This is a genomic window from Nocardiopsis synnemataformans, assembly GCF_965343085.1.
Classification (GTDB): domain Bacteria; phylum Actinomycetota; class Actinomycetes; order Streptosporangiales; family Streptosporangiaceae; genus Nocardiopsis; species Nocardiopsis alborubida.
In genome coordinates this window covers 14947-40195 of record NZ_CBDRFA010000049.1, presented here as the reverse complement: position 1 = coordinate 40195, position 25249 = coordinate 14947, and the positions used below count along the sequence as shown (strand labels likewise).

General features: G+C 71.2%; 24 protein-coding genes. 14 read left to right on the top strand and 10 right to left on the bottom strand.

Annotated elements, in window-relative coordinates; all coding sequences use genetic code 11:
* Positions 1 to 207: 207 nt before the first annotated feature.
* A complete protein-coding gene (locus tag ACSIH6_RS25265; RefSeq protein WP_435110804.1) occupies positions 208 to 1224 on the bottom strand; it encodes a LacI family DNA-binding transcriptional regulator in 1017 nt (338 codons plus the stop codon).
* Positions 1225 to 1364: 140 nt separating this feature from the next.
* On the opposite strand from ACSIH6_RS25265, the gene ACSIH6_RS25260 reads away from it, so the two are divergent.
* The 4 genes from ACSIH6_RS25260 (at position 1365) to ACSIH6_RS25245 (ending at position 6577) form a co-directional block, all read left to right on the top strand.
* Entirely contained in the window at positions 1365 to 2504 is a 1140-nt protein-coding gene (locus ACSIH6_RS25260; RefSeq protein ID WP_435110803.1) for a Gfo/Idh/MocA family protein, read from the top strand.
* The gene (locus tag ACSIH6_RS25255; protein WP_435110802.1) at positions 2497 to 3417 is read left to right on the top strand and encodes a DUF6807 domain-containing protein; all 921 of its coding nucleotides are present in this window, start codon (positions 2497 to 2499) and stop codon (positions 3415 to 3417) included. Before ACSIH6_RS25260 ends, ACSIH6_RS25255 begins: the two co-directional genes overlap by 8 nt.
* Entirely contained in the window at positions 3414 to 4178 is a 765-nt protein-coding gene (locus ACSIH6_RS25250) for a cupin domain-containing protein (RefSeq protein ID WP_435110801.1), read from the top strand. Before ACSIH6_RS25255 ends, ACSIH6_RS25250 begins: the two co-directional genes overlap by 4 nt.
* Before the next feature lie 776 nt (positions 4179 to 4954).
* Entirely contained in the window at positions 4955 to 6577 is a 1623-nt protein-coding gene (locus tag ACSIH6_RS25245) for a right-handed parallel beta-helix repeat-containing protein (RefSeq protein ID WP_435110800.1), read from the top strand.
* A gap of 182 nt (positions 6578 to 6759) precedes the next feature.
* Here ACSIH6_RS25245 and ACSIH6_RS25240 read toward each other — a convergent pair whose 3' ends face one another.
* The 3 genes from ACSIH6_RS25240 to ACSIH6_RS25230 all read right to left on the bottom strand — a co-directional run bounded on the left by ACSIH6_RS25240 (position 6760) and on the right by ACSIH6_RS25230 (position 9343).
* Positions 6760 to 7824, bottom strand: coding sequence for a fatty acid desaturase family protein (locus tag ACSIH6_RS25240; RefSeq protein WP_435110799.1), 1065 nt, complete (start codon positions 7822 to 7824; stop codon positions 6760 to 6762).
* The gene (locus ACSIH6_RS25235; RefSeq protein WP_435110798.1) at positions 7811 to 8080 is read right to left on the bottom strand and encodes an STAS domain-containing protein; all 270 of its coding nucleotides are present in this window, start codon (positions 8078 to 8080) and stop codon (positions 7811 to 7813) included. The genes ACSIH6_RS25240 and ACSIH6_RS25235 overlap by 14 nt, the downstream gene beginning before the upstream one ends.
* Positions 8081 to 8368: 288 nt before the next feature.
* On the bottom strand, positions 8369 to 9343 hold the full coding sequence (locus ACSIH6_RS25230; protein WP_435110797.1) for an alpha/beta fold hydrolase: 975 nt from the start codon (positions 9341 to 9343) through the stop codon (positions 8369 to 8371).
* A gap of 54 nt (positions 9344 to 9397) precedes the next feature.
* Here ACSIH6_RS25230 and ACSIH6_RS25225 point away from each other — a divergent pair, with 54 nt between their 5' ends.
* The 3 genes from ACSIH6_RS25225 (at position 9398) to ACSIH6_RS25215 (ending at position 11960) form a co-directional block, all read left to right on the top strand.
* On the top strand, positions 9398 to 10069 hold the full coding sequence (locus ACSIH6_RS25225) for a TetR/AcrR family transcriptional regulator (protein ID WP_435110796.1): 672 nt from the start codon (positions 9398 to 9400) through the stop codon (positions 10067 to 10069).
* Positions 10070 to 10345: 276 nt separating this feature from the next.
* The gene (locus tag ACSIH6_RS25220) at positions 10346 to 11416 is read left to right on the top strand and encodes a helix-turn-helix domain-containing protein (protein ID WP_435110795.1); all 1071 of its coding nucleotides are present in this window, start codon (positions 10346 to 10348) and stop codon (positions 11414 to 11416) included.
* 4 nt (positions 11417 to 11420) lie between these two features.
* Entirely contained in the window at positions 11421 to 11960 is a 540-nt protein-coding gene (locus tag ACSIH6_RS25215) for a PIN domain-containing protein (protein ID WP_435110794.1), read from the top strand.
* 78 nt (positions 11961 to 12038) lie between these two features.
* Here the strand turns inward: ACSIH6_RS25215 and ACSIH6_RS25210 are convergent, their stop codons facing one another.
* Positions 12039 to 12416 (bottom strand): MerR family transcriptional regulator, encoded by a 378-nt coding sequence (locus ACSIH6_RS25210; protein ID WP_435110793.1) that lies wholly within the window; start codon positions 12414 to 12416, stop codon positions 12039 to 12041.
* Between the two features lie 113 nt (positions 12417 to 12529).
* Between ACSIH6_RS25210 and ACSIH6_RS25205 the strand changes: the two genes are divergently transcribed.
* A complete protein-coding gene (locus ACSIH6_RS25205) occupies positions 12530 to 13603 on the top strand; it encodes an alkene reductase (protein ID WP_435110792.1) in 1074 nt (357 codons plus the stop codon).
* Between the two features lie 95 nt (positions 13604 to 13698).
* On the opposite strand, the gene ACSIH6_RS25200 is transcribed toward ACSIH6_RS25205, so the two are convergent.
* Positions 13699 to 14130 (bottom strand): hypothetical protein, encoded by a 432-nt coding sequence (locus tag ACSIH6_RS25200; protein WP_435110791.1) that lies wholly within the window; start codon positions 14128 to 14130, stop codon positions 13699 to 13701.
* A gap of 136 nt (positions 14131 to 14266) precedes the next feature.
* Positions 14267 to 14836, bottom strand: a complete 570-nt coding sequence (locus ACSIH6_RS25195) for an ATP-binding protein (RefSeq protein ID WP_435110790.1) — start codon at positions 14834 to 14836, stop codon at positions 14267 to 14269.
* Positions 14837 to 15062: 226 nt separating this feature from the next.
* On the opposite strand from ACSIH6_RS25195, the gene ACSIH6_RS25190 reads away from it, so the two are divergent.
* The 3 genes from ACSIH6_RS25190 to ACSIH6_RS25180 all read left to right on the top strand — a co-directional run bounded on the left by ACSIH6_RS25190 (position 15063) and on the right by ACSIH6_RS25180 (position 17367).
* Complete coding sequence (locus ACSIH6_RS25190; protein ID WP_435110789.1) at positions 15063 to 15929, top strand: helix-turn-helix domain-containing protein; 867 nt, start codon at positions 15063 to 15065, stop codon at positions 15927 to 15929.
* Entirely contained in the window at positions 15916 to 16167 is a 252-nt protein-coding gene (locus ACSIH6_RS25185; protein WP_435110788.1) for a DUF397 domain-containing protein, read from the top strand. The genes ACSIH6_RS25190 and ACSIH6_RS25185 overlap by 14 nt, the downstream gene beginning before the upstream one ends.
* 264 nt (positions 16168 to 16431) lie before the next feature.
* Positions 16432 to 17367 (top strand): alpha/beta hydrolase, encoded by a 936-nt coding sequence (locus ACSIH6_RS25180; RefSeq protein WP_435110787.1) that lies wholly within the window; start codon positions 16432 to 16434, stop codon positions 17365 to 17367.
* A gap of 79 nt (positions 17368 to 17446) precedes the next feature.
* On the opposite strand, the gene ACSIH6_RS25175 is transcribed toward ACSIH6_RS25180, so the two are convergent.
* Positions 17447 to 18070 carry a TetR-like C-terminal domain-containing protein gene (locus ACSIH6_RS25175; RefSeq protein ID WP_435110786.1) on the bottom strand — a complete coding sequence of 208 codons (624 nt, stop codon included), beginning with the start codon at positions 18068 to 18070 and terminating at the stop codon, positions 17447 to 17449.
* Between the two features lie 149 nt (positions 18071 to 18219).
* Positions 18220 to 19044, bottom strand: coding sequence for an SDR family oxidoreductase (locus ACSIH6_RS25170; RefSeq protein WP_435110785.1), 825 nt, complete (start codon positions 19042 to 19044; stop codon positions 18220 to 18222).
* Between the two features lie 235 nt (positions 19045 to 19279).
* Between ACSIH6_RS25170 and ACSIH6_RS25165 the strand changes: the two genes are divergently transcribed.
* The gene (locus ACSIH6_RS25165) at positions 19280 to 20221 is read left to right on the top strand and encodes a GntR family transcriptional regulator (RefSeq protein WP_435110784.1); all 942 of its coding nucleotides are present in this window, start codon (positions 19280 to 19282) and stop codon (positions 20219 to 20221) included.
* A gap of 109 nt (positions 20222 to 20330) precedes the next feature.
* On the opposite strand, the gene acnA is transcribed toward ACSIH6_RS25165, so the two are convergent.
* Positions 20331 to 23081 carry an aconitate hydratase AcnA gene (gene acnA, locus ACSIH6_RS25160; protein WP_435110783.1) on the bottom strand — a complete coding sequence of 917 codons (2751 nt, stop codon included), beginning with the start codon at positions 23079 to 23081 and terminating at the stop codon, positions 20331 to 20333.
* 399 nt (positions 23082 to 23480) lie between these two features.
* Here acnA and ACSIH6_RS25155 point away from each other — a divergent pair, with 399 nt between their 5' ends.
* Positions 23481 to 24482, top strand: a complete 1002-nt coding sequence (locus ACSIH6_RS25155; RefSeq protein WP_435110781.1) for a Bug family tripartite tricarboxylate transporter substrate binding protein — start codon at positions 23481 to 23483, stop codon at positions 24480 to 24482.
* Complete coding sequence (locus ACSIH6_RS25150) at positions 24479 to 25249, top strand: tripartite tricarboxylate transporter TctB family protein (protein WP_435110780.1); 771 nt, start codon at positions 24479 to 24481, stop codon at positions 25247 to 25249. The genes ACSIH6_RS25155 and ACSIH6_RS25150 overlap by 4 nt, the downstream gene beginning before the upstream one ends.

Here is a 25249-nt window from a genome sequence, read left to right as displayed (position 1 = left end):
GGTCCATGCCGTTCCCACCTGGGATTTCATTCCAGGTTGCAGCAACTGTGAGCTGGCGAACAATGGCGATTCGCAGCGGATTGGGCACGCGGCGATAGGCATGTGCACAACGACAGCCCGGTACGCGACACTTCCGAAACACGCACGTCATACGCCGTTACCTGTGCGGTGTCACATCGCACAGTCCCGCGCGGCACGCAGCCGCCGTCAGCGCCAGGGCCCCGGGCCGGTGGACTCGCGCCACAGGATCGTGTTGAGCGGCTCGTTCCCGACCTCCGCCACCGTGCCCCGCACAGCCGCGACCAGGCGGCGCATGGCGCTGCCGCCCAGCCGTTCGAGGTCCACGTCGACCGTCGTGAGCGAGGGCGACAGGTAGGCGCCCACCGGGTTGTTGTCCCACCCCGTCACGCTCAGGTCGCCCGGCACGCTCCACCCGCGTTCCATCGCCCCGCGGACCACGCCCGCCGCGACCACGTCGTTGCCCGCGATGACGGCGCTGACCCCGCTGTCCTCGGGCAGGGAGCGCACGGCCTCGGCGCCGGACCCGGCCGACCAGTCGCCGTCGACCACGCCGTGGGACTCCAGCCCCAGGCGTTCGACCGTCTCCAGGTAGGTCTGCCTGCGCCCCCGCGCCGAGGCGTACTGGAGGGGGCCGGACACGTGCAGGAAGCGCCGGTGCCCGGCCTTGGCCAGCCCCTCGACGAGGTCGGCGACGATCGACCCGTCGGCGATCTCGCCCAGGCCGCGCATCGCGTCGTCGTAGTCGGCGGAGACGACCACGGAGGCGCCCTCGCCCGCGCCCCGGAGGCTGTCGGGGGCGACGGGTGCCAGGGAGAGGATGCCCTCCACCTGGCCCGAGTCGGCGAGTTCGAGCATGCGCTCGGTCCGGGCCCCGATCCCGCCGTCCATGCTCAGCGCCTCGACGACGAAGCCCTCCGCGTGGGCGGTCGCGATGGCCCCGGCGAGCAACCGGCTCGGGCTGGCGGTGGGCACGCCGGGCAGGAGGATCGCCAGGCGCCCGGTCCGGCGCGTGCGCATCGACCGGGCCACGAGGTTGGGGCGGTAGTTGAGCTCGCGGACCGCGGCGTCGACGCGTTCGCGGGTCGCCTCCTTGAGCCCGCCCTCGAAGCGCAGGTAGCGCGAGACGGTCTGGTGGGAGACGCCCGCCAGGCGGGCGACCTCCATGATGGTCGGTCGACGCCTCGGCGGTTCGGGATCGGCCATCGACTCCTCCTTCGGCGGGGCCCGTCGGCGGCGTCCGTCGGCGGGATCGGTCTTGACTGCGGATGTGAACGATCACTATTTTAGACCCGGCCGCAGAAAGTGAACGTTCACCATGGGTTCGTGATCCGAGGGGTGTGCCAGTGCCGAGTACCAGTTCACCGATTCGCGTAGCCGTCGTCGGAAGCGGCGGCATCGCCCGCGGCAGGCACCTGCCCGCGCTCGCCGCCCTGGGCGACAGGGTCGACGTGGTCGCGTTGGCCGACCTCGACGCGTCCCTCGTGGCCGCGACCGCCGACGAGTGGGGCGTGCCCGGCCGCTACACCGACCTCGACGCCCTGCTGCGCGCGGAGTCCCCCGACCTCGTGATCGTGTGCACGCCGCCCGTCGCGCACAAGGACGCGGTGATCGCGAGCCTGGACGCCGGGTCCTGGGTGTGGTGTGAGAAGCCGCCCGCGCTCTCCCTCGCCGAGTACGACGAGGTCCGCGCCCACGAGGGAGGCGAGCACGGCCCCTTCGTCAGCTACGTGTTCCAGCACCGGTTCGGCTCCGGCGCCGAGCGCCTGCGCCGCCACCTCGCCGAGGGCACGCTCGGCCGCCCGCTCGTCGGCGTGTGCAACACCCTGTGGTTCCGCGCCCCGGACTACTTCGAGGTCCCCTGGCGCGGCCGGTGGGAGACCGAGGGAGGCGGCCCGAGCATGGGCCACGGCATCCACCAGATGGACCTCATGCTCTCCCTGCTCGGCGACTGGTCCGAGGTCACGGCCGTGATGTCCACGACCGCGCGGTCCACCGAGACCGAGGACGTGTCGATGGCGATCGTGCGCCTGGAGTCGGGCGCGACCGTCTCCGTGGCCAACAGCCTGCTCTCGCCCCGCGAGACCAGCTACCTGCGCTTCGACTTCGAGCACGCCACGGTCGAGCTGGAACACCTCTACGGCTACGACAACGCGCACTGGCGCTGGACCCCGGCGCCGCACGTGCGCGACACCGACGCGGTCGCGTCCTGGCCGCCGGTGGAGGACCAGCCGAGTTCGCACCGGGCCCAGCTCGCCGCGCTGCTCGACGCGATGGGACGCGGGGAGCGGCCCCGCGCCAGCGGCCGCGACGGGCGGCGCGCGCTCGAACTCGTCGCGGGGATGTACCGGTCGGCCCTGACCGGCACGACGGCGCGTCGGCGGGACCTGACCCCCGACGACGGCTTCTACCACGCGATGCACGGGGGCGACGCGGACACCGCCGCGGCCGTCCTCACTCGAACGGAGGCGACCACAGGTGTCTGAGACCCCCACCCTGACCGAAGACGGCGACGCGCTCACGGTGGCGGTGGGCGGGGTCGAGATCGCGCGCTACGTGCTGCGTCCCGACTCCCCCGCCACCGAGTCGCCCAAGCCCTACCTGCACCCCCTGCGCACCCTCAGCGGCGCGCCGCTGACCGCGTTCCGGCCGTGGGACCACCGGTGGCACAAGGGCCTACAGATGACCTGGTCCCACGTCTCGGGGCAGAACTTCTGGGGAGGGCCGACCTTCGTCCGCGGCGACGGCTACCAGTGGCTGGGCAACAACGGCGGCATCGGCCACGAGGGGTTCACCTCCGTCGCCCGGGACGGGGACGGCGTCTCGGTCACCGAGCGCCTGGCCTGGACGAGTTCGGGCGGCGAGCGGTGGATCGCCGAGGTGCGCACCCACCGGTTCCACTCGGTGGACCGCGAACGGGGGATCTGGGCGCTGGACTTCGCGACCTCGCTGACCAACGTGCGCGGGGAGGTGCTCGAGCTGGGCAGCCCCACCACCCATGGACGCGCCGCCGCGGGCTACACCGGGCTCTTCTGGCGCGGCCCCCGGTCGTGGACCGGCGGCGACGTGGTCAGCGCGACCGGCCTCACCGGCGCCGACGTCATGGGCACGGAGGCGAACTGGATCGCCTTCAGCGGCCAGCACGACGAGATCGACGGCGGCGCGACCGTCCTGGCCTACGCCGGGACCACGAGCGCCTCCGTCCCGATCAGGTGGTTCGTCCGGAGCGAGCCCTTCCCCGTGTTCAGCCCCTCCCCGTCCTTCGACGAGGAGATCGTCCTGGAGCCGGACCACACGCTGAACCTGCGCCACCGCCTGGTGTTCGTCGACCGGGTGTGCGCCGCCGACGAGGTCGGTGCGCTCGCGCGGGAGTACGCGCCCGGGGAGGAGGCGCCATGAGCACGCCCCGCTTCCCCGGCGGCACCGCCGTCAGCGGCCTGCGGGTCTACGACTGGGAGGCCCCCGACGGCCTGCACGGCGGCACGCCCCACGTCCACACCGCGTCGTCGGAGGCCTACGTGGTGGTCGCGGGCGAGGGCGAGGTGCACACGGTCACCCCGCGGGGCGTCGCGGCCGACCCGCTCGCGGCCGGCGCCGTGCTGTGGTTCGCCCCGGGCACGGTGCACCGGCTGGTGAACTCCGGCGGGCTGGAGATCACCGTGGTCATGCAGAACGCGGGCCTGCCCGAGGCGGGCGACGCGGTGTTCACCTTCCCGCGCGAGGTGCTGGCCGACCACGGAGCCTACGCCGCCGCGGCGGCCCTGCCCGCGGAGGGGCCCGAGGAGCTGCGCGCGGAGCGGGCGCGGGCCCGGCGCGACCTGGCCATGCGGGGCTACCTGGAGTTGGTCGCGTCGGTCCGGGAGGAGGGCGCGGGGGCGCTGGAGGAGTTCCACCGGCTCGCGGCGCGCATCGTGCGGCCGCGCGTGGAGGAGTGGCGGGAGATCTGGCGCGAGGGCGTGGAACGGGAGGTGGAGCGGACCCGGGATCAGCTCGCGGCGCTGGCCGGGGGCGACCCGGGGATCATGCGGGAGGCCGCCGTGGTGCGCACCGAGCCGAGGCCGGGGCCCCCGGCGTTCGGGATGTGCGGACGCCTGCGCACGCGGCGGGTCGCGAATGTCCCCGACCCCGACGAGGGCACGGGGGCCCCAGAGGCCCCCTAGGTTCCGAAGACCCGGGCCATATCGCAGGTCAGAACACCCCAGAGGGCCCAGAAGGCCCCGGAGGCCCGGGGCGTCTCGGAGGCCCCGGAGACCCCATAAGACCCCGGAGGCCCGGAACGGGACGCTGACCGTCCCGAAGGCCCGAACACCCTCCACACTCGGAAGGCCCCAGGCACCCCGGCACCCCGGAAGCCCCTGTCCGCCTCCTGGCGTCGCACGGCGCCAGTGTTCACCGATTGCTTGGTAAGGGCTTTCCGTACCGTCTGGTTCCGCATCTCCGACCATGCCGTCAGGCCAGGTCAGCACTCTCACAAAGCGCGCCGCCCGAACGCGACCGAAATACCATTCTTCACTTGCGTACCTCATTTCCCACTGGGCTCACAAACGGAAGCCCGCGCGCCCCGAACGCACAGCACCACCGCCGCACCCGAGCGTGACGAAGCTCGGCGCAGAGCAGTTTCGAAAAAACGAGCACCGCCCCGAACAGGAAGAACTCCGCCCCTTTAACACGAATCCACACAGAGAACAAGACCGTTGACGTGTTGGGAACGAACACTTAACTTCTCCGTTGAAAGCGCTTTCCGTACTACGGGTGCCACCGTTTCGTTGGCACGGCCGCCTCCCGCGGCACCGCCGCCGCACGACCGGCCGCACCGGCCCGCACCCGCCACGTCCCCGTCCCCCAGCCGACCTCCGGTCCCCGTCCCCCAGGACCACCGCCCCCTTCCGTTCACCGTCCCAATGGTCAGACGCACCAACCCCCCTGGAGACGAACGATGAAAACGAGACCCGCCCTCGCGTGCGCCGTCCTGCTGGCAGGCACGCTCGTCACGCTTTCCGGCACCACGGCGCACGCCGCCACCACCCGTTACGAGGCCGAGGGCTCCTCAGCCTCCTGCAACGGCAGCATCGAAACCGAGTGGCCGGGCTACTCCGGCGACGGGTTCTGCGACACCGAGAACGAGGAGGGCGCCCACGTGCAGTTCAGCGTGAACGCCTCCGCCCCGGGAACGGCCACGCTGACCGTGCACTTCGCCAACGGCACCTCCTCCGCCCGCCCCGCTGACGTCCTCGTGAACGGCTCCCGGGCGGCGTCGGTCTCCTTCGAGGGCACCGGCGACTGGGACGAGTGGGCGACCAAGACGCTCACCGTGCAGCTGGAGGAGGGCGACAACACGATCCGGTTCGACCCGACCGGCTCCCAGGGCATGCCCAACGTCGACTACCTCGACGTGGAGGTGAGCGGCGGTGGCGACGACGGCGGCGGTGACGACGGTGGTGGCGACGACGGCGGCGGTGACGACGACAACCCGCCGACGGCCTCCGCCCTGTACGTGGCTCCGGGCGGCAGCGCGGGCGCGGACGGCACCGAGTCCGACCCCACCACGCTCACCTCGGCCATCGACCGGATCGAGCCCGGCGGGACGATCCACATGCGCGGCGGCACCTACGGGCTCCCGGACACGGTCACCATCCCGCAGGGCAGCGACGGCACCGCGGGCGACCGCACGGAGCTGTCCGCCTACCCGGGTGAGACCCCGGTACTGAACTTCTCCGCCCAGAGCGAGGACTCCACCAACCGCGGCCTGGCGCTGGAGGCGTCCTACTGGCACATCGAGGGCATCGTCGTCGAGCACGCCGGGGACAACGGCATCTTCGTCAGCGGCAGCCACAACGTCATCGAGGGCACGGTGACCCGCTTCAACCGCGACACCGGCCTCCAGCTCTCGCGCCGCGTCTCCAGCACCCCCGAGAGCGAGTGGCCCGCCCACAACCTCATCCTGAGCGCGGAGTCGCACGACAACGCCGACTCCGACGGGGAGGACGCCGACGGCTTCGCCGCCAAGCTCACCTCCGGTCCCGGCAACGTGTTCCGCCACGCCGTGGCCCACAACAACATCGACGACGGCTGGGACCTCTACACCAAGAGCGAGACCGGCCCCATCGGCGCCGTGACCATCGAGGACTCCCTGGCCTACGAGAACGGCGTCCTCAGCGACGGCTCCCAGGCCGGGAACGGCGACCGCAACGGCTTCAAGCTCGGCGGCGAGGACATCGGGGTCGACCACGTCATCACGGGCAACATCGCCTACGACAACGGCAAGCACGGGTTCACCTACAACAGGAACACCGGCTCGATGACGGTCTCGGACAACGTCAGCATCGGCAACGAGGAGCGCAACTTCAACTTCGACGGAGGCTCCTCGGTGTTCCGGAACAACACCTCGTGCGACAGCGGGTCCAACGACCGGATCATCGGCAACTCGGACAGCTCGAACCAGTTCTGGTCCGGCTCGAACGGGTCGCGGTGCTCCTCCTACGACGGCGGCCTGGACTGGTCCTACGCCGCCGACGGCACCCTGGTCGTGACCTTCGGGGGCCAGCGGGTCACGCCGTAACCGCACCCGGACCCGCACCGAAAAAACAGGAGGCCCCGACCAGCGGGGAAGTCCGCTGGCCGGGGCCTTCGCGTGCCCGGGAGCCCGGGAGGACACCGAGCGTCCCACGGGGCGTGCGCGGACATGCGGGCCCGCACGTGTACCGGGTCACCGCCCGGCGCGAAGCCCTGCGGGAAAGGTGCTCAGTACTCCAGCTCCGGACGCAGCGGCCCGCCCACCCTGTGCAGGTGCCGCAGCACCTCGGCGTAGGAGTGCAGCAGGCCCGTCTCGTGGTAGGCCAGCCCGTACCGCTCACACGCGGCCCGGACCAGCGGCTGCACGCGGCGCAGGTTGGGCCTGGGCATCGACGGGAACAGGTGGTGCTCGATCTGGTAGTTCAGTCCGCCCAGGACCAGGTCGGTCAGCGGCCCGCCTCGGATGTTGCGGGAGGTCAGGACCTGGCGGCGCAGGAAGCCCGCCTTGGTCCCCTCCTCGAGGACGGGCATGCCCTTGTGGTTGGGCGCGAAGGAGCACCCCATGTACAGGCCGAACAGGCCCTGGTGCACCAGGACGAAGCACAGCGCCTGGAGTGGGGTGAGCGTGAGCAGGACGATCGTGAGGTAGCCGCCGAAGTGGAGCGCCAGGAGCGCACCCTCCAGGACGCGGGCCCGCACCGGCAGCGTGTCCCTGGCCAGCTCGCGCACCGAGGCGACGTGCAGGTGGAAGGCCTCCAGGAGCAGCATCGGGAAGAACAGCCACGCCTGGCTGCGTGCCAGCCACCGGGCCGGGCCCCGTCGGCGCAGCAGGGCCTGCTCCCGGCTGAAGGCCAGGGCGGCCCCGGCGATGTCGGGGTCCCTTCCCTCGTGGTTGGGGTGTGCGTGGTGGCGGTCGTGCTTGCCGACCCACCAGCCGAACCCCAGTCCCACCAACAGGTTGCCGTGGATCCGTCCGATCAGGCGGTTGACCCGCTGGCTGGCGGAGATCTGCTGGTGCCCGGCGTCGTGCCCGATGAAGGCCGTCTGGGTGAAGAGCACCGCGAGCACCGCGGCCGTCACCATCTGCCACCAGGAGGGCCCGATCAGCACGAAGGCCGTCCAGGTCGCGGCGAGCAGTGAGAGTGTGAGGGTGATCCGTAACGTGTAGTGGCCCGGTCTCTTTCTCAGCAGTCCGGACTCGTCGACGGTCCGGGAGAGGACGGCGAAGTCGCTTCCCCTCCGTTGTCGCGTTCGCGTGGCGTTGGCGGAATCCGTCTGGTCACCTTCGGTCATCAATCAGGGCCTCCTCCGTCGTCGCGTACACCGGCGGGAGATCCTGCGTCCCGACGGGTTCCTGGAGTCTGCGGACCCGAACCAGCGGGGACGCCAGCCGCGGCTCCACGCCCGGCGTTCGGGCCCGGATACAGGACCCGACCAGGAGGGATATACCCGCCGGGCTGAAAAAGGTCACACCGGACGGGTCAACGACGGCGGGAATCGAGGCAGGGGTGTCGGCGGCAGAGGGCGGACGGAGCGTGCAAGGAGCCATGAGTGGAGTGCTCCACCATCCCCGGGGCGGGCGGGTCGTGCCTGGGCCGCTCCGGACGAAGAGACGTGCGCGCGGTAGGCGCGTCACGGGTGCGCGGAAGACGGCACGGGTTCCCGGCCCGTACCGGGAGCGGGGTGGCCCGGGTCTCGCATGGTTGGAACGCGCGTCGGCGCACCCCCGGCCCGGCTGGCCGGACTCTCTCCGAACGGAACACCATCCCCGTTCGGTTTTCAGACTACACGCGCACCCCTCGCCCTTCCCTGGTGCGACGACGGCGGCCGAACGACCTCAGGGCCGGTCGGCCTCGTCCAGGAAGGCGGCGATGTCGGCGGCCAGCTCCCCGGGGTACTCGCCGTTGATCGCGTGCGAGGCCTCCGGGTAGACCCGCACCGTGCCGTGGGGCAGGGCACGCTCGGCGGTGGCCGCCGCGGTGTCGGGGTCGTGCATCACCGACCGTCCGGCGACGAACGCCAGCACGGGCATGTCCAGGTCCGCGAGGGCCTCCTCGCTGATCCGGCCGGGCGGGGGCAGCTTGAGCGCGTAGTTCTGCATGGCGGACTCGATCATCCGGGCGACCGGCACGTCCTCCACCGGCGCCCCGCCCGCGGTCCAGGAGTTGAACCCGTCGCGCCAGGAGCGCGGCAGCCAGGGCAGCGAGGCGGGCAGGGAGCGCAGGACTATCTCCAGGGGCATGTCGTCGAAGACGAACACCGGGTCCACCAGCGTCACCGAGGCCAGGAGGGCGGGTTCGCGCACGGCCAGGTTGGTCGCCGCCCAGCCGCCGATCGACAGCCCCACCAGGTGGAACTCCTCCTCGGGCAGGCCGTTGAGGGCCTGGTGCAGCCACGCCGCCTGGTCGGCGTCGTCCTCGATCGGCCGGTCCTGCACGCTCATGCCGGGTTCGCCCAGCAGGTCGACCGTGTAGACGTCGCCGACCTCCAGCAGGGAGGGCAGGTTGTCCGCCCAGACCGGCGAGGGCGCTGCCCGGCCGGGCAGCAGGACCAGCGGGCGCTCCCGGTCCCCCACGCCCTCGAAGCGGTACATCCGCACGACGCCGTAGTCGGTGCGCACGTCGATCTCGGCGTCGGGTCGGGGCAGGTCAGCCATCGCGGTCTCGTAGACGCGCATGAAGGCGTCCCGCCCCTCGGCCGAGCGCCAGTGCCCCACCGGGGAGGGCGTGCGCAGGGCGGTCGCGGCGAGGAGCACCCCGGCGACCGCGACGCACGACACGAGGATCCAGCGGTTCCGCTTCTTCTTGTCCATCACATCCCCTAACCGATTGGTAAGTAATCTGACCATACGGTAAGTTCTGGAGTCATGACAAGAGAGAACCCCCGGTCACGGGAGCATGAGCAGGAGCGGGCTCGGCAGCACGGGCAGGGGCCGGAGCCGGAGCCGGAGCCGCGCAAGCTCACCCTGACCGAGCAGGCGCGGCGCGCCCAGCTCATCGACGTGACGGTCCGGCTCATCGCCGAGCACGGGAACGCGGGAACCTCGCTGGCCCGCATCGCCGAGGCCGCCGGGATCACCAAGGCGGCGGTGCTGTACCACTTCCGCTCCAAGGACGCCCTGGTGCGCGCGGCGCACGAGAGCGCGCTCACCGACCTGGTCGAGCACGTGGGCCGGGCCGTGGAGAGCGCCGACGCAGAGCGGGCCCCCGCCGCCTACATCCGCTCGCTGGTCGGTTACCTGCGCGATCACCCCGGGCACACCCGGGTGGTCATCGCGGGGGTGAGCGACGACGACCGCCGCTCCAGCGAGCGCTGGCGCCCCCTGGCGGACCTGATGGCGGCCGCCCGACGGGCGCGCGGAACAGATCCGGGCACGGAGGTCCCGCACATGGAGGGCCCGGACCTGCGCACCACGGCGCTGATCGTCGGCGGCGGCATCGACGCGATCGTGGCCGAGCACCTGGACCACCCCGACTACGACCCGCTCGCGGCGGCCGAGGAACTCGTCGCCATGCTCGACGGCGTCCTCTTCCCCTGATCCGCAGGGTTTTCTCGATCCGTACGCCCCGACCGCGAAGTGCCCTCCGGGAACCAAGAACGGACGGCCGGACAGCGGCTTCGGGGCGGACAAACGAAAGACGGACCCAGGTGGCGCGTTCGAAAGCGGACGGACCCCGCGAACCAGGACGCACACGGCGGGCGGATTCGGTTTCCGAAAGGCATTCCGAGAAGTTGGCAAAGTATGCGTGAGAAGTACTGCCTCACCGGAAGATGATGTGCGATGATCGCACACATGACGGAGGCGCTGAGTTGGGTGGCAATCGGTGAACGGGTGCGGGAGAGCCGCGCCTCAGCGAGGCTTTCCCAACAGGAGCTCGCCGACAGGATCGGCCTGGAACGCAGCATGGTTTCCAAACTGGAAACGGGCGACCGTCGCATCGACGCGATGGAGCTGACCCTGATCGCCAGGGAGCTGGACTACCCCGTCAGCCACTTCCTCAGCCCCACTCCCGAACTCGTCTCCCGCAGGGCCTCCGCGGTGGCGGAGAGCGGGGAGGTCGGTGAGGCGGACACGACCCGGGCCGCCTACCGGACGGAGTCCCTGCTCGCCGCGTGGCTGCGGGACGTGCGCCAGCTCGTCGACACCGGCATGTTGGAGAACCGTCCGCTCCTGCGTTACGCGAGCACCGTCTCGGACAGGTCGGGAGGACGCGAGGCGGCCCTGTGGCTGCGGGCGGAACTCGGTCTCGGCCGGGAACCGGTCGAATCCGTCGCCGACGCCTGCGAGCGTTCCGGGCAGTTCGTCGCGGTGGTCCCCCTGGACACCGACGGCGCCTCCCTCATCGACGGCGACATATCGGTCGCGGTGGTCAACGCCCGTCTGGAACCCGGCCGCAAGCGCTCCACCGTCGCACACGAACTCGGCCACATGGTGCTGGGGGACGAGTTCTCCAGTGACCTGGGGGTACACGCATCACGCGACGAGAGGGAGGCCGTTATCGAGGCCTTCGCCGCCGAGTTCCTCCTGCCGCACGACCAGATGCGGACCGTCGAGGGCCGCAAGGGGCAGGAGGAGCGCAGGCAGGAGCTGATACGGCTCTCCGCGACCTACCGCGTCTCCTGGAGCCTGGCCTTGGCCCAGCTCCGCCAGACCGACACCGTGGACCGCGGCTTCCTCAACCGGATGCGCGCCCGTACACCCACCGTTGTCGAGTTCAAGGAGGCTCTTGGCTGGAAGCCCCTGCCCGACCTCGACAAGATCAGGGTCTCCCCCCGTTACGCCTCCGCAGTGATGGCGGCGGTCAGAGAGCACGGGATCACCAAGCACCGGGCCGTGGAGATGATGCGCGGCGAGATCACGCTCGAAGACCTCACGGAGGAGTAGCGGGTTGCCCCCCTCCCACGACCCTCTGTTGTTCGACGCCTCGCCGCTCCTGCATGCCGCCAAGGCGGACCGCCTCGATGTCTTCGGCAGTCTGGTCAACGGCACCCAGTGTCTGACCACACGATCGGTCCTGGACGAGATCCGGCGCAACAGCGCCGACGCCCATGCCGAGGTGGTCCAGGCACCGTGGATCACCGTCGTTTCCACCGACTCCCTGGACTTCCTCGTCGCGTTCGGAACGTGGAGCTCCAGAATGGGTCTGACCGACGACCACAACGTTGGCGAGACCATGCTGTGCGCCTATGCCGAACTCAACGGTGGAACGGTCGTCCTGGACGACAAGGACGCGCGCAGGGTGGCCACCCGACACGGTCTCCAAGTGCGGGGAACCGTGGGGCTGATCGCGGACGCCTGCAAACGGGGCGAGTGCACGGTCCCGGGGGCGTCGATGCTGGTGGACACGCTTCACGAGTCGGGGATGCGGCTCCCCTTCGCCAAGGGCGGCTTCGAAACCTGGGCACGGGAGAAGAAGCTGCTGGGATAGGGCTCCCCGGCGGCGCCGGAACGCGGGAGTGGACGAGTTCCGGAGCGGGCTGGGCGGACCAACGGCCTGCGGGCCGGGTCAGACGGGGGCTCCGGAGCGGAACCGCTCCCGGTAGGCGCGGGCCGCTTCCGTCAGGCTGTCGAGCGCGTCGCGCGTGCGCACCAGCTCGGCGATGTGCTCGGTGAGCCGGTCGCGCTCCTGGGCCATGCGCTCGATCGCCGCGTCGGAGTTCCCCTCGCTGGGCGCCTCGGCGCAGGGCAGCACTTCGGCGATGGTGCGGCTGGACAGCCCGGCGGTGTACAGCCGCTGGACGAAGGCGACGCGCTCGACGGCGGCCTCGGTGTAGTGCCGCTGCCCGCTGGCGCTACGGACGCTGGCGAGCAGTCCCTGCTCCTCGTAGTAGCGCAGGGACCGGACGCTCACACCCGTCCGTCTGGCCAGCTCTCCGATGCGCACGACTTCCTCCCTCGTGACCTGCGGCACAACCGCTTGCCTCTCACATCAATGTGAGGTTTTAGCGTAGTCGACGTGCCCGCCCGGGGCACACCGCCCACGGAGGAGAACCCGTCGTGACCAGCCTGTTCCAGCCCTACCAAATCGCCGACCTGTCCCTGCCCAACCGGGTGGTGATGGCGCCGATGAGCCGCGTCCGCGCCGCCGGGGGCGGACTGGCGACACCGTCCATGGCGGCGTACTACGCCCAGCGCGCGACCGCCGGGCTGATCGTCTCCGAGGGGGTGCAGCCGAGCCTGGTGGGGCAGTCCAACCCGGGAACGCCGGGGCTGTACACCGACGAGCAGGTCGCCTCCTGGAAGCCGGTGACCGAGGCGGTGCACGCCAACGGCGGCCGCGTCTTCGCCCAGATCATGCACGGCGGACGCGTCTCGCACCACGAGACCACCGGAACGCAGCCGGTCGGCCCCTCGGCCGTCGCGGCGGTGGGCAACGTGTTCACCCCAAGCGGCCCCCAGCCCGCTCCGCTGCCGCGTGCGATGGAGGAGGCCGAGATCCCCGAGCACGCCGAGTCCTACGCCCGAGCCGCACGCCGCGCGGTCGACGCCGGGTTCGACGGGGTCGAACTGCACGGGGCCAACGGCTACCTGATCTCGCAGTTCCTCTCAGACAACGCCAACCTGCGCACCGACTCCTACGGGGGCTCGGTGGCCAACCGGATCCGGTTCGCCGTCGAGGCGGCCGCCGCCACCGCCGACGCCGTGGGGGCGGAGCGCACCGGCATCCGCCTCTCCCCCGGCGGCGGGTTCTGGGGGGCCGAGGAGACGGGCGTGCACGAGCTGTACACCGCGCTGCTGGCCGAGCTGGCCCGGATCGGGGTGGCCTACGTCCACCTCGAAGCCACCACCGACGAGGAACTGCTGCTGGAACTGCGCCGCGCCTGGCCGGGCACCCTCATCATGAACCCGACGCTTCCCATGGGCCCCAAGCAGACCGACCGGGCCGAGGCCGACCGCTGGCTCGGGCTGGGGGCCGACCTCGTCAGCTTCGGCCGCGCGTTCATCGCCAACCCCGACCTGGTGGAGCGGCTGCGGACCGGGGTGCCGATCGCGCCGGTGGACGAGGCGACCTACTACCAGGGCGGCGACCGGGGTTACCTGACCTACCCGGCGTACCAGTACAGCGCGTAGGCCGGGGAACACAGCGGCCCTTCCGGGAAAGCTCCCCGGAAGGGCCGCACTGGATGGAAACCGGATGCAGATCTTGCAGCCGAAAACCGGAGCCCTCAGGCCGTGGCGGAAACGCGGGTGCCGCCGACCGCGTGTGACCAGGGACGGGCGGCGGGCGGGTCGGCGTCCAGGGTGCGGTGCGGCTGGGGCCACAGGGCGAGGAGGAGTGCGTCCACGTTCGGGGCTTCCAGAAGTCCGGTGGAAGTGATGGCCCAGAACGACTGGGTGGCCTCGCCGAAATAGATGATCAGGTGGCGGTGCCTGGTCTGGAGGGCGGCGGCCTGTGCATGTTCGCGGATGAATTCCGCGCGGTGGCCGCCCAGGCGTGGAAGCCGCTGGGCGCGGCGCACCCGGCAGGAGGGGTGGTCGCAGACCGGGCAGACCGGACCGATGAGCGGGGTGCGGCGCGGGAGCGGGCGGACGGGGTGGATCGGGCGAATCGGCCGAACATCGTCCGAACGCCTGGGCGAAGGGATAGGGTTCTCCATCAGATCCTCTTTCCTTGCATATGCTGTGTTTGGTTTCGGGGGTTCAGGGCCCAGGAGAAGCGTTGGCGCGCTTACCTGGGCCCGTCTCATGTCATCGACATGTCAGAACGTGAAGCTCAGTGGTCAGTTACCGGCGTCAGTTGTCGGTGGAGGCGTTCCACCGACTGCCGGTGAGGTCGTAGGCCAAGTAGAACCACACGGTGCGGAACTCCGCGTTGCCGTTGTCGCCCCACTCGGAGGCGAAGGCGTTGAGCATGGCCAGTCCCCGACCGGATTCGGCGTCCAGGTTCAGGCCGTTCGCCTTGGGTGCCAGGCGGGCGTCGTGATCGCGCAAGCCGCCCCGGTCGCGGCAGGCCAGGTGTAGGCCTTCCCTGTAGCGGTGAACCAGGAGGCTGTAGCTGCCCCCGGGACGCCCGGAGAGGCTGTGGCGGATCGCGTTGTTGGCGAGTTCGCTGCCCAGCAGGGTGAAGAGGTAGCGGTAGTCGGCGCAGCGGGCGGCGGCACAGGTGTCCAGGAACGCCCTGACCAGGGGCATCACCGCCGGAGTTCCCGCGAAGTGGTAGCGGCGCATCCGGTAGTTGGGCCGCTCGGGCTGCCGGGTGAAGTAGTGGCGGTGCGCGGGCTGGATGAAGCTGGACAGCGGCACAGTGGCCTCACCCAGTACGGGCACAGGCGCGGACATGGCCATCGGGGTTTTTGCAGGCATGACGAACACACTCCTTGGCATGGCAGGACATGAGCAGGGGTTTCGTAGGCCCGTCGGAGGAGTCTCACGGTTGACGTGATGCGCGGCACGGGCAAGGCGTAGCCTGACCGGCGTGAACCCTCTGTGATCCGCCGGTCACTGACCACACCTTCATAGTGCTCTACGAATTTCGAGACGTCAACCGATTCTCTTCGAATTTCGCATCGCCGCAGAGTAGGATCTTCCCATGCAGAGTCCCATCAGCCCTACCGTGCGCCGCCGAAGGTTGGCCCGTGAGCTGCGGCGACTGCGGGAGACACATGGCCTCAAGCTCTCCGCAGCAGCGAAACAGGCCAAGGTACCGCTCTCCACACTCAGCAACATCGAAAACGCCGAGGCTCGACGCATCAAAGCGCGTGACATCGATGCCCTCGCGGACCTGTACGGAGCACCGGGTGAAATTCGGGCAGCCCTCCATGAACTCTCCCGAGAGTCCAAGGAGCAAGGATGGTGGTCCAGCTACAAGGACGTTTTCGGCGGCAACGCACTACCGGACTTCGAAGTCGAGGCGTCCATGATCCGCTCCTATGAGTGCATGGTCATCCCTGGCCTCCTCCAGACTCCGGAGTACAGCGAAGCAGTGTTCCTGGGCGGAGGCGCCTACTCAGAAGCCGAAGCGAAACGCCATGTGGATGCCCGGATGCAGCGCCAACACATCCTGGGACGCCACAAGCCGCCTCGCCTCTGGGCAGTCATCGACGAAGCCGCGCTACACCGCGAACTGGACGACCCAAGCATCATGCGCGACCAACTCCAGCACCTACTGAACATGGCCACACGCCACAACATCGACATCCAGGTGCTCCCCTTCAGCGCAGGCATGCACGCCGGGATGTCCGGTTCGTTCGTCCTTCTAGACTTCCCTGGTGAACTCGACCCCAGCCTTGTGTACACCGAGACAGCGACCGATAGCCTCTTTGTCCAAGAATCAGATTCCGTGCAGCGCTTTGTGACGATTTTCTCGCATCTCAACGCAGCCGCTTTGAGAACCTCACGCACCATAGGTTTCATCCGCAACGTCCTGGAGTCGAACGAAAAACATGAGAACACCTGAGAACTTGAAGTTCTTCAAGTCCAGTTACAGCAGTGATCGTGTCAATTGTGTTGAGGTCGCTCACCTCCCCGCCGACTTCCGGAAGAGCAGCCACAGCGGGGCTAGCCAGAACTGCGTGGAGGTAGCCGACCTCCCCTGCGGCGCAGCCATCCGCGACTCCAAGCACCCCGACGCCGGACACCTCCCCTTCCCCGTCACCGAGTGGACCGGCTTCCTCAACGCCGCCCTCTCCCACTGACTCACCGACTCCCCGAGCAGAGCACCACCGCCCGGTCGTGTCCCACAGAGCCACGGCCGGGCACCCGCCGCCGAACCCTCCTTCCGGGGCGCGGGCCCCGGCCGCGTGCCCGGACGCACGACCAGGGCATCCACGCCACAACGCGTTCCGGTAAGCTCCGGACGGCATTCGCGCCGCCCGGCGGCGGGCGCGCGACGCCCTGCTCGCCCGCCCGCGAACCGAGGGAGGCCCCGTGCCGATGACCACCGCCTCTGGACCGCTGTCATGAAGCTGTCGAGGGTGGCACCGGAGCTGCGCGGCCCCCTGCTCCGTTCGCCGGAGATCCCCGTGCACCGCCCCTGGGCCCTGCACCTCACGCGCAAACTGATGGAGGACCTGGACGCCCAGCACCTGCCCGGCGTCACCATGGAACTCCCCGAGGAAGCGGCCCCCGGCGTCCGGGTCTACCGACCCGACGAGAAGCACTCGGACGGCGCTCTCCTCTGGATCCACGGCGGCGGCCTGGTCATGGGCCGTTCCGTGCAGGACGACCCGCTGTGCAACGCCACCGCCCGGGAACTGGGCATCACCGTCGTCTCCGCCGAGTACCGCATGGCCCCCGAGGACCCCTACCCCGCCGCCCTGGACGACTGCCACTCCGCCTGGACCTGGCTCCAGGACAACGCCGCCTCCCTGGGTGTGGACCCCGCGCGCGTGGCGATCGGCGGCCAGAGCGCGGGCGGCGGGCTCACCGCCGCACTCGTCCAGCGTCTGCACGACGAGAGCGGAACCCAGCCGATCGGGCAGTGGCTGCTGTGCCCCATGCTCGACGACCGCACCGCCGCCCGGCGCGACCTGGACAAGGTCCGCCACCGCATCTGGAACAACGAGGTCAACCGCTTCGGCTGGCGCTCCTACCTGGGCACCGAGCCTGGCGCGGCCACGCTTCCGCGCTACGCCGTGCCCGCGCGCCGGGAGGACCTCAGCGGCCTGCCGCCCGCCTGGATCGGCGTCGGCGACATCGACCTGTTCCACAACGAGTCCCGCGAGTACGCGCACAGGCTGCGCGACGCCGGCGTGGACACGACCTTCTACCTGGAACCCGGCGCTCCCCACGGGTTCGACTCCTGGGGTGCCAGGACCTCCGTCGCCCGCGACTACCTCACCACCGCCCGGACCTGGTTGGAGAAGGCCCTGGCCCGGGAGCTGGACGGCTCCTGAGACCGCACTCCTGGCACCCCGGTCCTGACACCCCGTTCCTGAGGCCCTGCTCCCAAAGCCCGATCCGATCCAGCCGGGTTCAGGCGGGGCGCGCCGTGGCGACGGCGAACAGGTGCGGCCGGATCGCGGCGCTGAGCTGTTCGGGGGTCTCCGGGCAGCCGCGGCGCAGCCAGTCGGTGATCGTGCCGACCAGCGCGCCCGCGACGAGGACCGCCAGCGCGCGGGAGGGTTCGGTCGCCCTCCCGCTCCTCTCATCCCTCTCGCCCCTCTCCCCCCGCTCGCCTCCGGACGCGGCCAGGCTCTCGCGCACCGACTCGGTGGTCCGTTCCAACAGGTGGTCGATCACCCGCGCGCTTCCGTCCGCGCCGAGAAGTGACCGGTAGAGGGTCTGGTGCGCGGCCACCTGGGCGAACACCTCGGTCAGCGCGTGGTGGGCGGCCTCCTCGGAGAGCCCTGCGGCGACGTTGAGCGCGGCCGCGGCGGCCATGAGCTGGTCGAACATCTGGGTGCACGCGGAGGCCGCGAGGTCGTGCACGTCGGTGTAGTGCTCGTAGAAGGTCGTGCGGTGCACGTCCGCGCGCCCGGTGACGTCGGAGACCGAGATCTGGGTCAGTTCCCGCTCGGTGATCAGGTCCAGGAGCGCGGCCTCCAGCGCCTGACGGGATCGGCGGGTGCGGCGGTCCATGGATCTCTGCGCGGTCACCGGGCCAGTCTAATGACTTCGACACCTGTTGTTCAGGCTGGGCGTGTCGCGCCCCACCAGCTCCGACGTCCTCGGGCACGGGTGCGCGCCCGTCATCAGCGCCACCCGTCATCAGCGCCACCCGTCATCAGCGCCACCCGTCGTCGGCGTCAGCCGAGGTGGCCGCTCCGGACCGCGGCGACGACACCGCCGTCGACGAGCAGGTCGGTGCCGGAGACGAAACCGGCGGCCGGGCTCAGCAGGAAGTCGGCGGCCGCGGCGATGTCGGCGGGCGTTCCCACGCGCCCGGCGTTGGAAGCCTTGACCATCGCCCGCATGGCGGCACCGCTCTCACCGTCAAGCTCGGACCGGCCCATGGGCGTGGAGATGACGCCAGGGCTGATCGAGTTGATCCGGGCGCCCCGGGCTCCCCAGACCGCGCTCGCGGCGCGTACCCGCAGCAGGTTCGCCTGCTTGGCGAAGGCGTAGGCGCTGCCGGGGTCCGCGAAGTTGCCCTCAGCGGCGACCGGCAGGGACAGCAGCTCGTCGGCCGGAGCGGTGGCCAGCTTCCGCGCGTCCTCGTCCTCGGGGCCGGGGTGGAAGTGCCCGGCCATGCTGGCGATGACCACACCGGCGCCGCCGTGGGCGACGACCCGGCCGAACTCCTCCAGCACCAGGGCGACCCCCAGCAGGTCGACCGCGAGGACGGCCGCGACCGGGGCCTGGACCGGGGACAGTCCGGCGGTGTGCACGACGCGGTGCACCTCCCCCAGCGAGGCGGCCCGCTCCGCGAGCGCGGCGACCGACTCCCGCGAGGAGACGTCCACCCGGGCCGGTGTCACGTCGTAGCCCTCGCCGTGCAGCTGTTCGGTCACCGCGTCCAGGAGTTCCTGGTCGAAGTCCGCGACGAGCAGCCGCGCTCCGACGCCCTGGCGGCGGGCGATGGCCTGCCCCATCCCGCCGACACCGATGACCGCCACCACGTTGTGCGCCATGTGCCTGTTCCTCCTCCGTGAGGCGTACCGGCCCCGGACGGCCGGTCCTTCGTCCGCAGATCCTATTCCTACAAGTGTAGGTTTTCCAACAGATGATGGAGAGTGCACCCGGACCACCCCGGGGAACGGTCCCGGGAACGGCCCTGAGGGTCGGCCTGGAGACGGGCACCCGCGCCCCCGGCCGGAGAGCACCGGCATCATAGGGAGGGGACGCAGCTACACGACGGGGATGTGCATGACCGGAGCAGTCGAGACGGGCGCCAGGAAGAGCGCGGACGGCCGGGCCTCCGCGCTCGCGCTCTCGCTCGCGACGCAGATCAGCGAGCTGGCGCGGACGGGCGGCCTGGACGAGGGCGCGCACCTGACCGAGCAGTGGATCGCCGACCGGCTCCAGGTGTCGCGGTCCCCGGTCCGGCGCGCGCTGGCGCTGCTGGACGAGATGGGGATCGTCGAGCACATCCCGAACCGGGGCTACTTCCTCACCCGGCCGGGCAGCGAACTGGCCTCCGTGGACGCCGCACCGGAACGGGATGGGCAGGAGGACCTGTACTTCCGCGTGGTGGACGACTTCCTCAACGACCGGCTGGAACGGGAGTTCACGGCCGCGGAGATCGCGCGCCGCCACGGGGTGGCGGCCCGGCACGTACAGCAGGTGCTGGTCCGGATGGAGGCCGAGGACCTGGTACGTCGGCGGGCGGGCCGGGGGTGGGAGTTCCAGGAGGTGCTGTCCACCGCGGAGGGGCACGACCACAGCTACCGGTTCCGGATGATCGTGGAGCCCGCCGCGCTGCTGGAGCCGGGGTTCGCGGTGGACGCGGAGGCCTTCGCCCTCCACCGGGAGCGCCAGGAGGGCCTGGTGCGGGGCAGGGCGCTGTCGTCCGCGCGCGGCACCCTGTTCCAGACGGGGGCGGAGTTCCACGAGATGCTCGTGGGGTGCGCGAACAACCCGGTCCTGCTCGACGCGGTGCGTCGGCAGAACCGGGTGCGCAGGCTCATCGAGTACCGCCACCAGGTGGACCGCACGCGGATGGTGCACCAGGCCCGCGAGCACCTGCTCCTGATGGACCTGCTGCGGGAGGGGCGGATCGAGGAGGCCTCCCGGGCCCTGCACGCGCACCTGGACCGGGTCCGGTGGATCAAGACCGGGATCGGCGCGGAGCCGCCCGCCCTGCTGTGACGGACGGCTGCCGCGCGAACGGCCACGGCCGGGGACCGCCGCGCTCCCGGTTCAGCGAGCCGAGCGCGCGGGCGTTCACCGGTTGGGGGCAGCCTCGGGCAGGACGGTCTCAGGCGGGGCGGCGGTCCGCGAAGCGGCGCGCCACGTAGGGCATCGTGCCCCCGTGCCGCAGGTAGGCGACCTCGTGCCCCGAGTCCAGGCGCAGCAGCACCGTGTGCTCCCGCGTGCTCCCGTCGGCCTTGGTGACCCTGAGGACGAGCGGCGTCACCCCGACCCCGATCCCGCCGAGCCCGAGGACGGTCAGCCGCTCGCTGCCGTCGAGTTCCAGGTCGGCCGCGGTGCTCCCCTCGGGGAACAGCAGCGGCAGGACTCCCATGCCGATGAGGTTGCTGCGGTGGATGCGCTCGAAGCTCTCCGCGATCACCGCCCGCACGCCCAGCAGGGCCTGGACCTTGGCCGCGACGTCGCGGCTCGACCCCGTTCCGTAGGACCGGCCCGCCACGACCACCAGGTCCACACCGGCCTCGCGGTAGGTCGCGGCGGCGTGGAAGACCGGTTCCACGCGCGAGCCGTCGAGGACGCGGGCGTGCCCTCCCCTGCCGCGTTCGTCCTCCGGCAGGAGCAGGTTGGCCACGGCCGGGTTGGTGAAGGCCCCGCGCAGCATCACCTCGGCGTTGCTGCGCCGGGTGGAGTACTGGTTGAGGTCGCGGGGTTCGGTGCCCAGTTCCCGCAGGTAGGCGCCCGCCAGGCTGTTCCGCGGGATGGCCCCGGCCGGTGAGATGTGGTCGGTGGTGACGTGGTCGCCCAGCCACAGCAGGACCCGGGCGTCCTCGACGCGGACCTCGCCGCCGGGTTCGGGGCGCACGCCGGTGAGGTAGGGCGGTCGGCGGATGTAGGTGGAGCGCCCGTTCCAGGGGAAGTGCGTGCTCCCGGCCGCGTCCAGCGCCCGCCACTGCTCGGTGCCCTCCCAGACCTCGGCGGCGTTCTCCCGGAAGGCCTGGGGGTCTACCGCCTTCTCCGCCACGCGCGCGACCTCCTCGTCGTCGGGCCACAGGTCCGCCAGGTGGACCGGGTTCCCGTCGCGGTCGTGGCCCAGGGGCTGGGCGGCGAAGTCGTGCAGGACCGTCCCGGCCAGGGCGTAGGCCACCACGAGGGGCGGCGAGGCCAGGTAGGCGTGCGAGACGCGCGGGTTGACCCTGCCGGGGAAGTTGCGGTTGCCGGACAGCACGGCCGCGGCCTCCAGCCCCTCCCCGGCCAGCTCCTCCAGTTCGGGGACGAGGGGACCGGAGTTGCCGATGCAGGTCATGCAACCGAAGCCGACGGTGTGGAAACCGGCCGCCTCCAGGGGTTCCATCAGCCCGGCCTTCTCCAGGTAGCCGACGACCACCCGCGAGCCCGGGGACAGGGTGGTCTTGACCCAGGGCTTGACGCGCAGGCCCCGTTCCATGGCCCGTGCCGCGAGCAGGCCCGCCTGGATCATCAGCGCGGGGTTGGCGGTGTTGGTGCAGCTGGTGATGGAGGCGATGCCCACCGGTCCGCGCGGGAGGGGTTCGCCGAAGGGGTCCTCCCCCTTCGCCGCCACGGCTTTCCCATCTTCCGTGTCCAGTGCCGGAACCGGGGCCGTGCCCGGGTCGGGAACCGCACCCGTGTCCGGGGCCGCGGCGTCCTCCACCGGAGCGGAGGCGGTCTCCAGGAAGGAGGCGGGCACCCGGGACAGCGGAACACGCTGGTCGGGGCGGTGCGGACCGGCCAGGCAGGGTTCCACCGTGTCCAGGTCGAACTCCACGAGCCGGTCGAAGCGCGGCTCCGGGGAATCCGCGCCGCGCGCCAGACCCTGGGCGCGCATGTAGGCGTCGACCGTCTCCACGTGCTCGTCCTCGCGCCCGGTCAGGAGCAGGTAGTCGCGGACCTCGCGGTCGTAGGGGAAGTAGGCGCACGTGGCGCCGTACTCGGGCGCCATGTTCGCCACGGCCGCGCGCGCCGACCAGGACAGGCCGTCGACCCCCGGCCCGCAGAACTCCACGAACGCGTCCACGACGCCCGTCGCGCGCAGCAGCTCGGTGAGCGTCAGCGCCAGGTCGGTGGCGGTGACGCCGCGCCGCAGGCCCCCGGTGAGCCGGACGCCGACGACCTCGGGGAAGTTGAGCATCACGGGTTCGCCGAGCATGGCGGCCTGCGCCTGGAGGCCGCCCACGCCCCAGCCCAGGACGCCGATCGCGTTGATCATCGGCGTGTGGCTGTCGGTGGCCACGAGGACGTCGGGGTGCAGGAGGTCGGGGCCCTCGCCGCCGTCCTCGCGCCAGACCACGCGGGCGAGGGTCTCCATGTTGACCTGGTGGATGATGCCCCGGCCCGGGGGGACCACGCGGAAGCCGCGTACGCTGCGCTCGGCCCACTTGACGAACTCGTACCGTTCGGCGTTGCGCCGGAAGTCGATGTCGAGGTTGCGGGCGAAGGCGGCGGCCGTACCGTGCGCCTCGGCGATCACGGAGTGGTCCACGACCAGGTCGGTGGCGATCACCGGGTTGACGTCCGCGGCGTCGCCGCCCAGTTCGGTGACCGTGTCGCGCAGGGCGGCCAGGTCGGTGAGCGTGGGCAGGCACGTGGTGTCGTGCAGCATCATCCGGTTGGGGTGGAAGGGGACCTCGCAGCCCCCGCGGCCCGAGCGCACGCGGGCGAGCACCGCGGGCAGGGCCTCGGGCTCCCGGCGGGCCACGTTCTCCACCAGGACGCGGACCGTGTAGGGCGTGCGGTCCAGCTCGTCGGGGGTGAGCAGCCGGTCGAGCGCGACGTAGCGGAACTCGCTTCCGGCCGCGTTGAGTACCGCTGTCGCGGCGTTTTTGGCCACGGAGTCGTCCATCGTCTCCCCACGGTGGTCCTCGGGTGCGCCGGTGTATCCGGCACACCCATGATTGTCCTAACAACGAGACTAGTACAAAGTGGCAACACTCGGCGGAGCCCACCCCCGGGAGCGGCCGCCCGGCCCTCCGAGGCGTCTTTCCAGGTCGCGACCGACCCGTCCCCTTGCCGCGAGGCCAGAACGCCGCACACCACACCGGCGACACCTCCGCCGCCTCCTGGCCCGACATGCGGACGAACTGGGAGGCTCCCAAGGGGCGTCGAGCGCTGATCTCGGGTTCCGCATATTGCACTCACGTTCATCTTGGTGCAATATCTCCAGGTGTGTGCCCCGCCTCACGAGGCACGCGTCACACAGGGACCGGGCCCGGCACCGGTCACGCGATCCGTGGGGGAAGCAATGCAGATAACGGCTCCGAGCCGGCGCGAGGCGATCGCGGGTGCGATCGGAGCGGTCGCCCTCGCCGGTGCCCTGGTGGAGGTCCGCGCTGGCGAGACCTCCCGTGAAGCGGGTACGGGCGGTGGGCGCCTGGAGGTCGTGGTCCCCGCCGCGGCGGGCGGCGGCTTCGACACCGTCGCCCGGCAGACGCAGTACGCGCTCCAGCAGAACAACCTGGCCAGCGGGGTCGAGGTGCTCAACCTGCCCGGCGGAGGCGGCACCGTGGGCCTCAACCACACGGCGCAGCAGCGCGGGCGCGGGGACGTGCTCATGGTGATGGGCAGTTCGATCCTGGGCGGGATCGAGATCACCGGTTCACGGACCACCCTCGCCGACATCACGCCGCTGGCCCGGCTGGCCGAGGACTACATCGTGGTCGCGGTCCGCCAGGACTCCCCGCTGCGGTCCCTGGAGGACCTGGCCGCGGCCTGGACCGAGGCGCCTCGCGACCTCGTGGTGGGCGGGGGCGCCATCGGCACCTCGGACCACCTGCTGGCCGCGCTGATGCTCGACGGACTCGGGATCTCGCCCTCCGAGCTCAACTACATCGTCTACTCGGGCGACGGCGAGGTGCTGACCTCGCTGCTCTCGCACACCTCCGACATCGCGGTGTCCAGCTACAACGGCTTCCAGTCCCAGATCGAGGCCGGGGAGGTGCGGGCGCTGGCGGTCTCCGCCGCCGAACCGCTGCCCGGCGTGGACGTCCCCACGCTGCGCGAGGCGGGCATGGACCTGGACCTGGCCAACTGGCGCGGCCTGGCGGCGCCGGGCGGGCTGGACGAGGACGAGCGCGAGGTCCTGCTGGACCTGGTCCACGCGCTGGTCGAGACGCCGGAGTGGCGGGACGCCGTGGAGCGCTTCGGGTGGCGGGAGGCGTTCGTCGCCGGGGAGGACTTCGACGCGTTCCTCACCGAGGAGACCGCGCGCCTGGAGCAAATCATCGAGGGATTGGGACTGGCATGACCCGAGAAAGACCCGCCGGGGTGCGGTCCCCGGACACCGACACGGAGACCGGGCCCGCGGCCGGGGGCGGGACCGCGACCGAGGACGGCGCCGGGAACGGAGCTGGGAACGACGCCGGTGCGGAACCCGAGGGCGCGCCCGGGGCCGACACCGGCACCCCGGAGCCCGAACCCGCGGCCGATTCCCCACCCGTCACCCTCGGCACGGCCCTGGCCGTACCCGCGGTGACCCTGGTGACGGCCCTCTTCCTGCTCGTAGGAGGCATGGCGATCCGAGCACCGGAGAGCAGCGGCTTCCTGGGCCCGCAGTTCTTCCCGCTGACCGTGGGCGCCCTCCTGGGCGTCACGGCGTGCGTGGCGGGGGTGCGCGCGTTTTTGACCGTGCGGCGGTCCCCGTCCGCCAGGACCGCCGAGACCGCGACCGCTCCGACCGCGACCGGCGCGGCCACCGACTCCGACGCCACCGACGCCACCGACGCCACCGACGCCACCACAGCGACCATCGATGACGCGAAGAGCGCACACGGCGACTGGCGCACCCTGGGCATCATGGCCGCGACCCTGACCGCCCACGTCCTCCTGCTCCAGCCGCTCGGCTGGCTGCTCTCGGGCACCCTGCTGTTCTGGGGCGTCAGCTTCGCCCTGGACCGGCGCTCACCGCTGCTGGACCTGTGCGTGGCCGTGGCCCTGGCCGCGATCGTGCAGATCTGCTTCTCCGGCCTGCTGGACGTGTCGCTGCCCAGCGGCCTGCTCGGAAAGGTCCTGTGA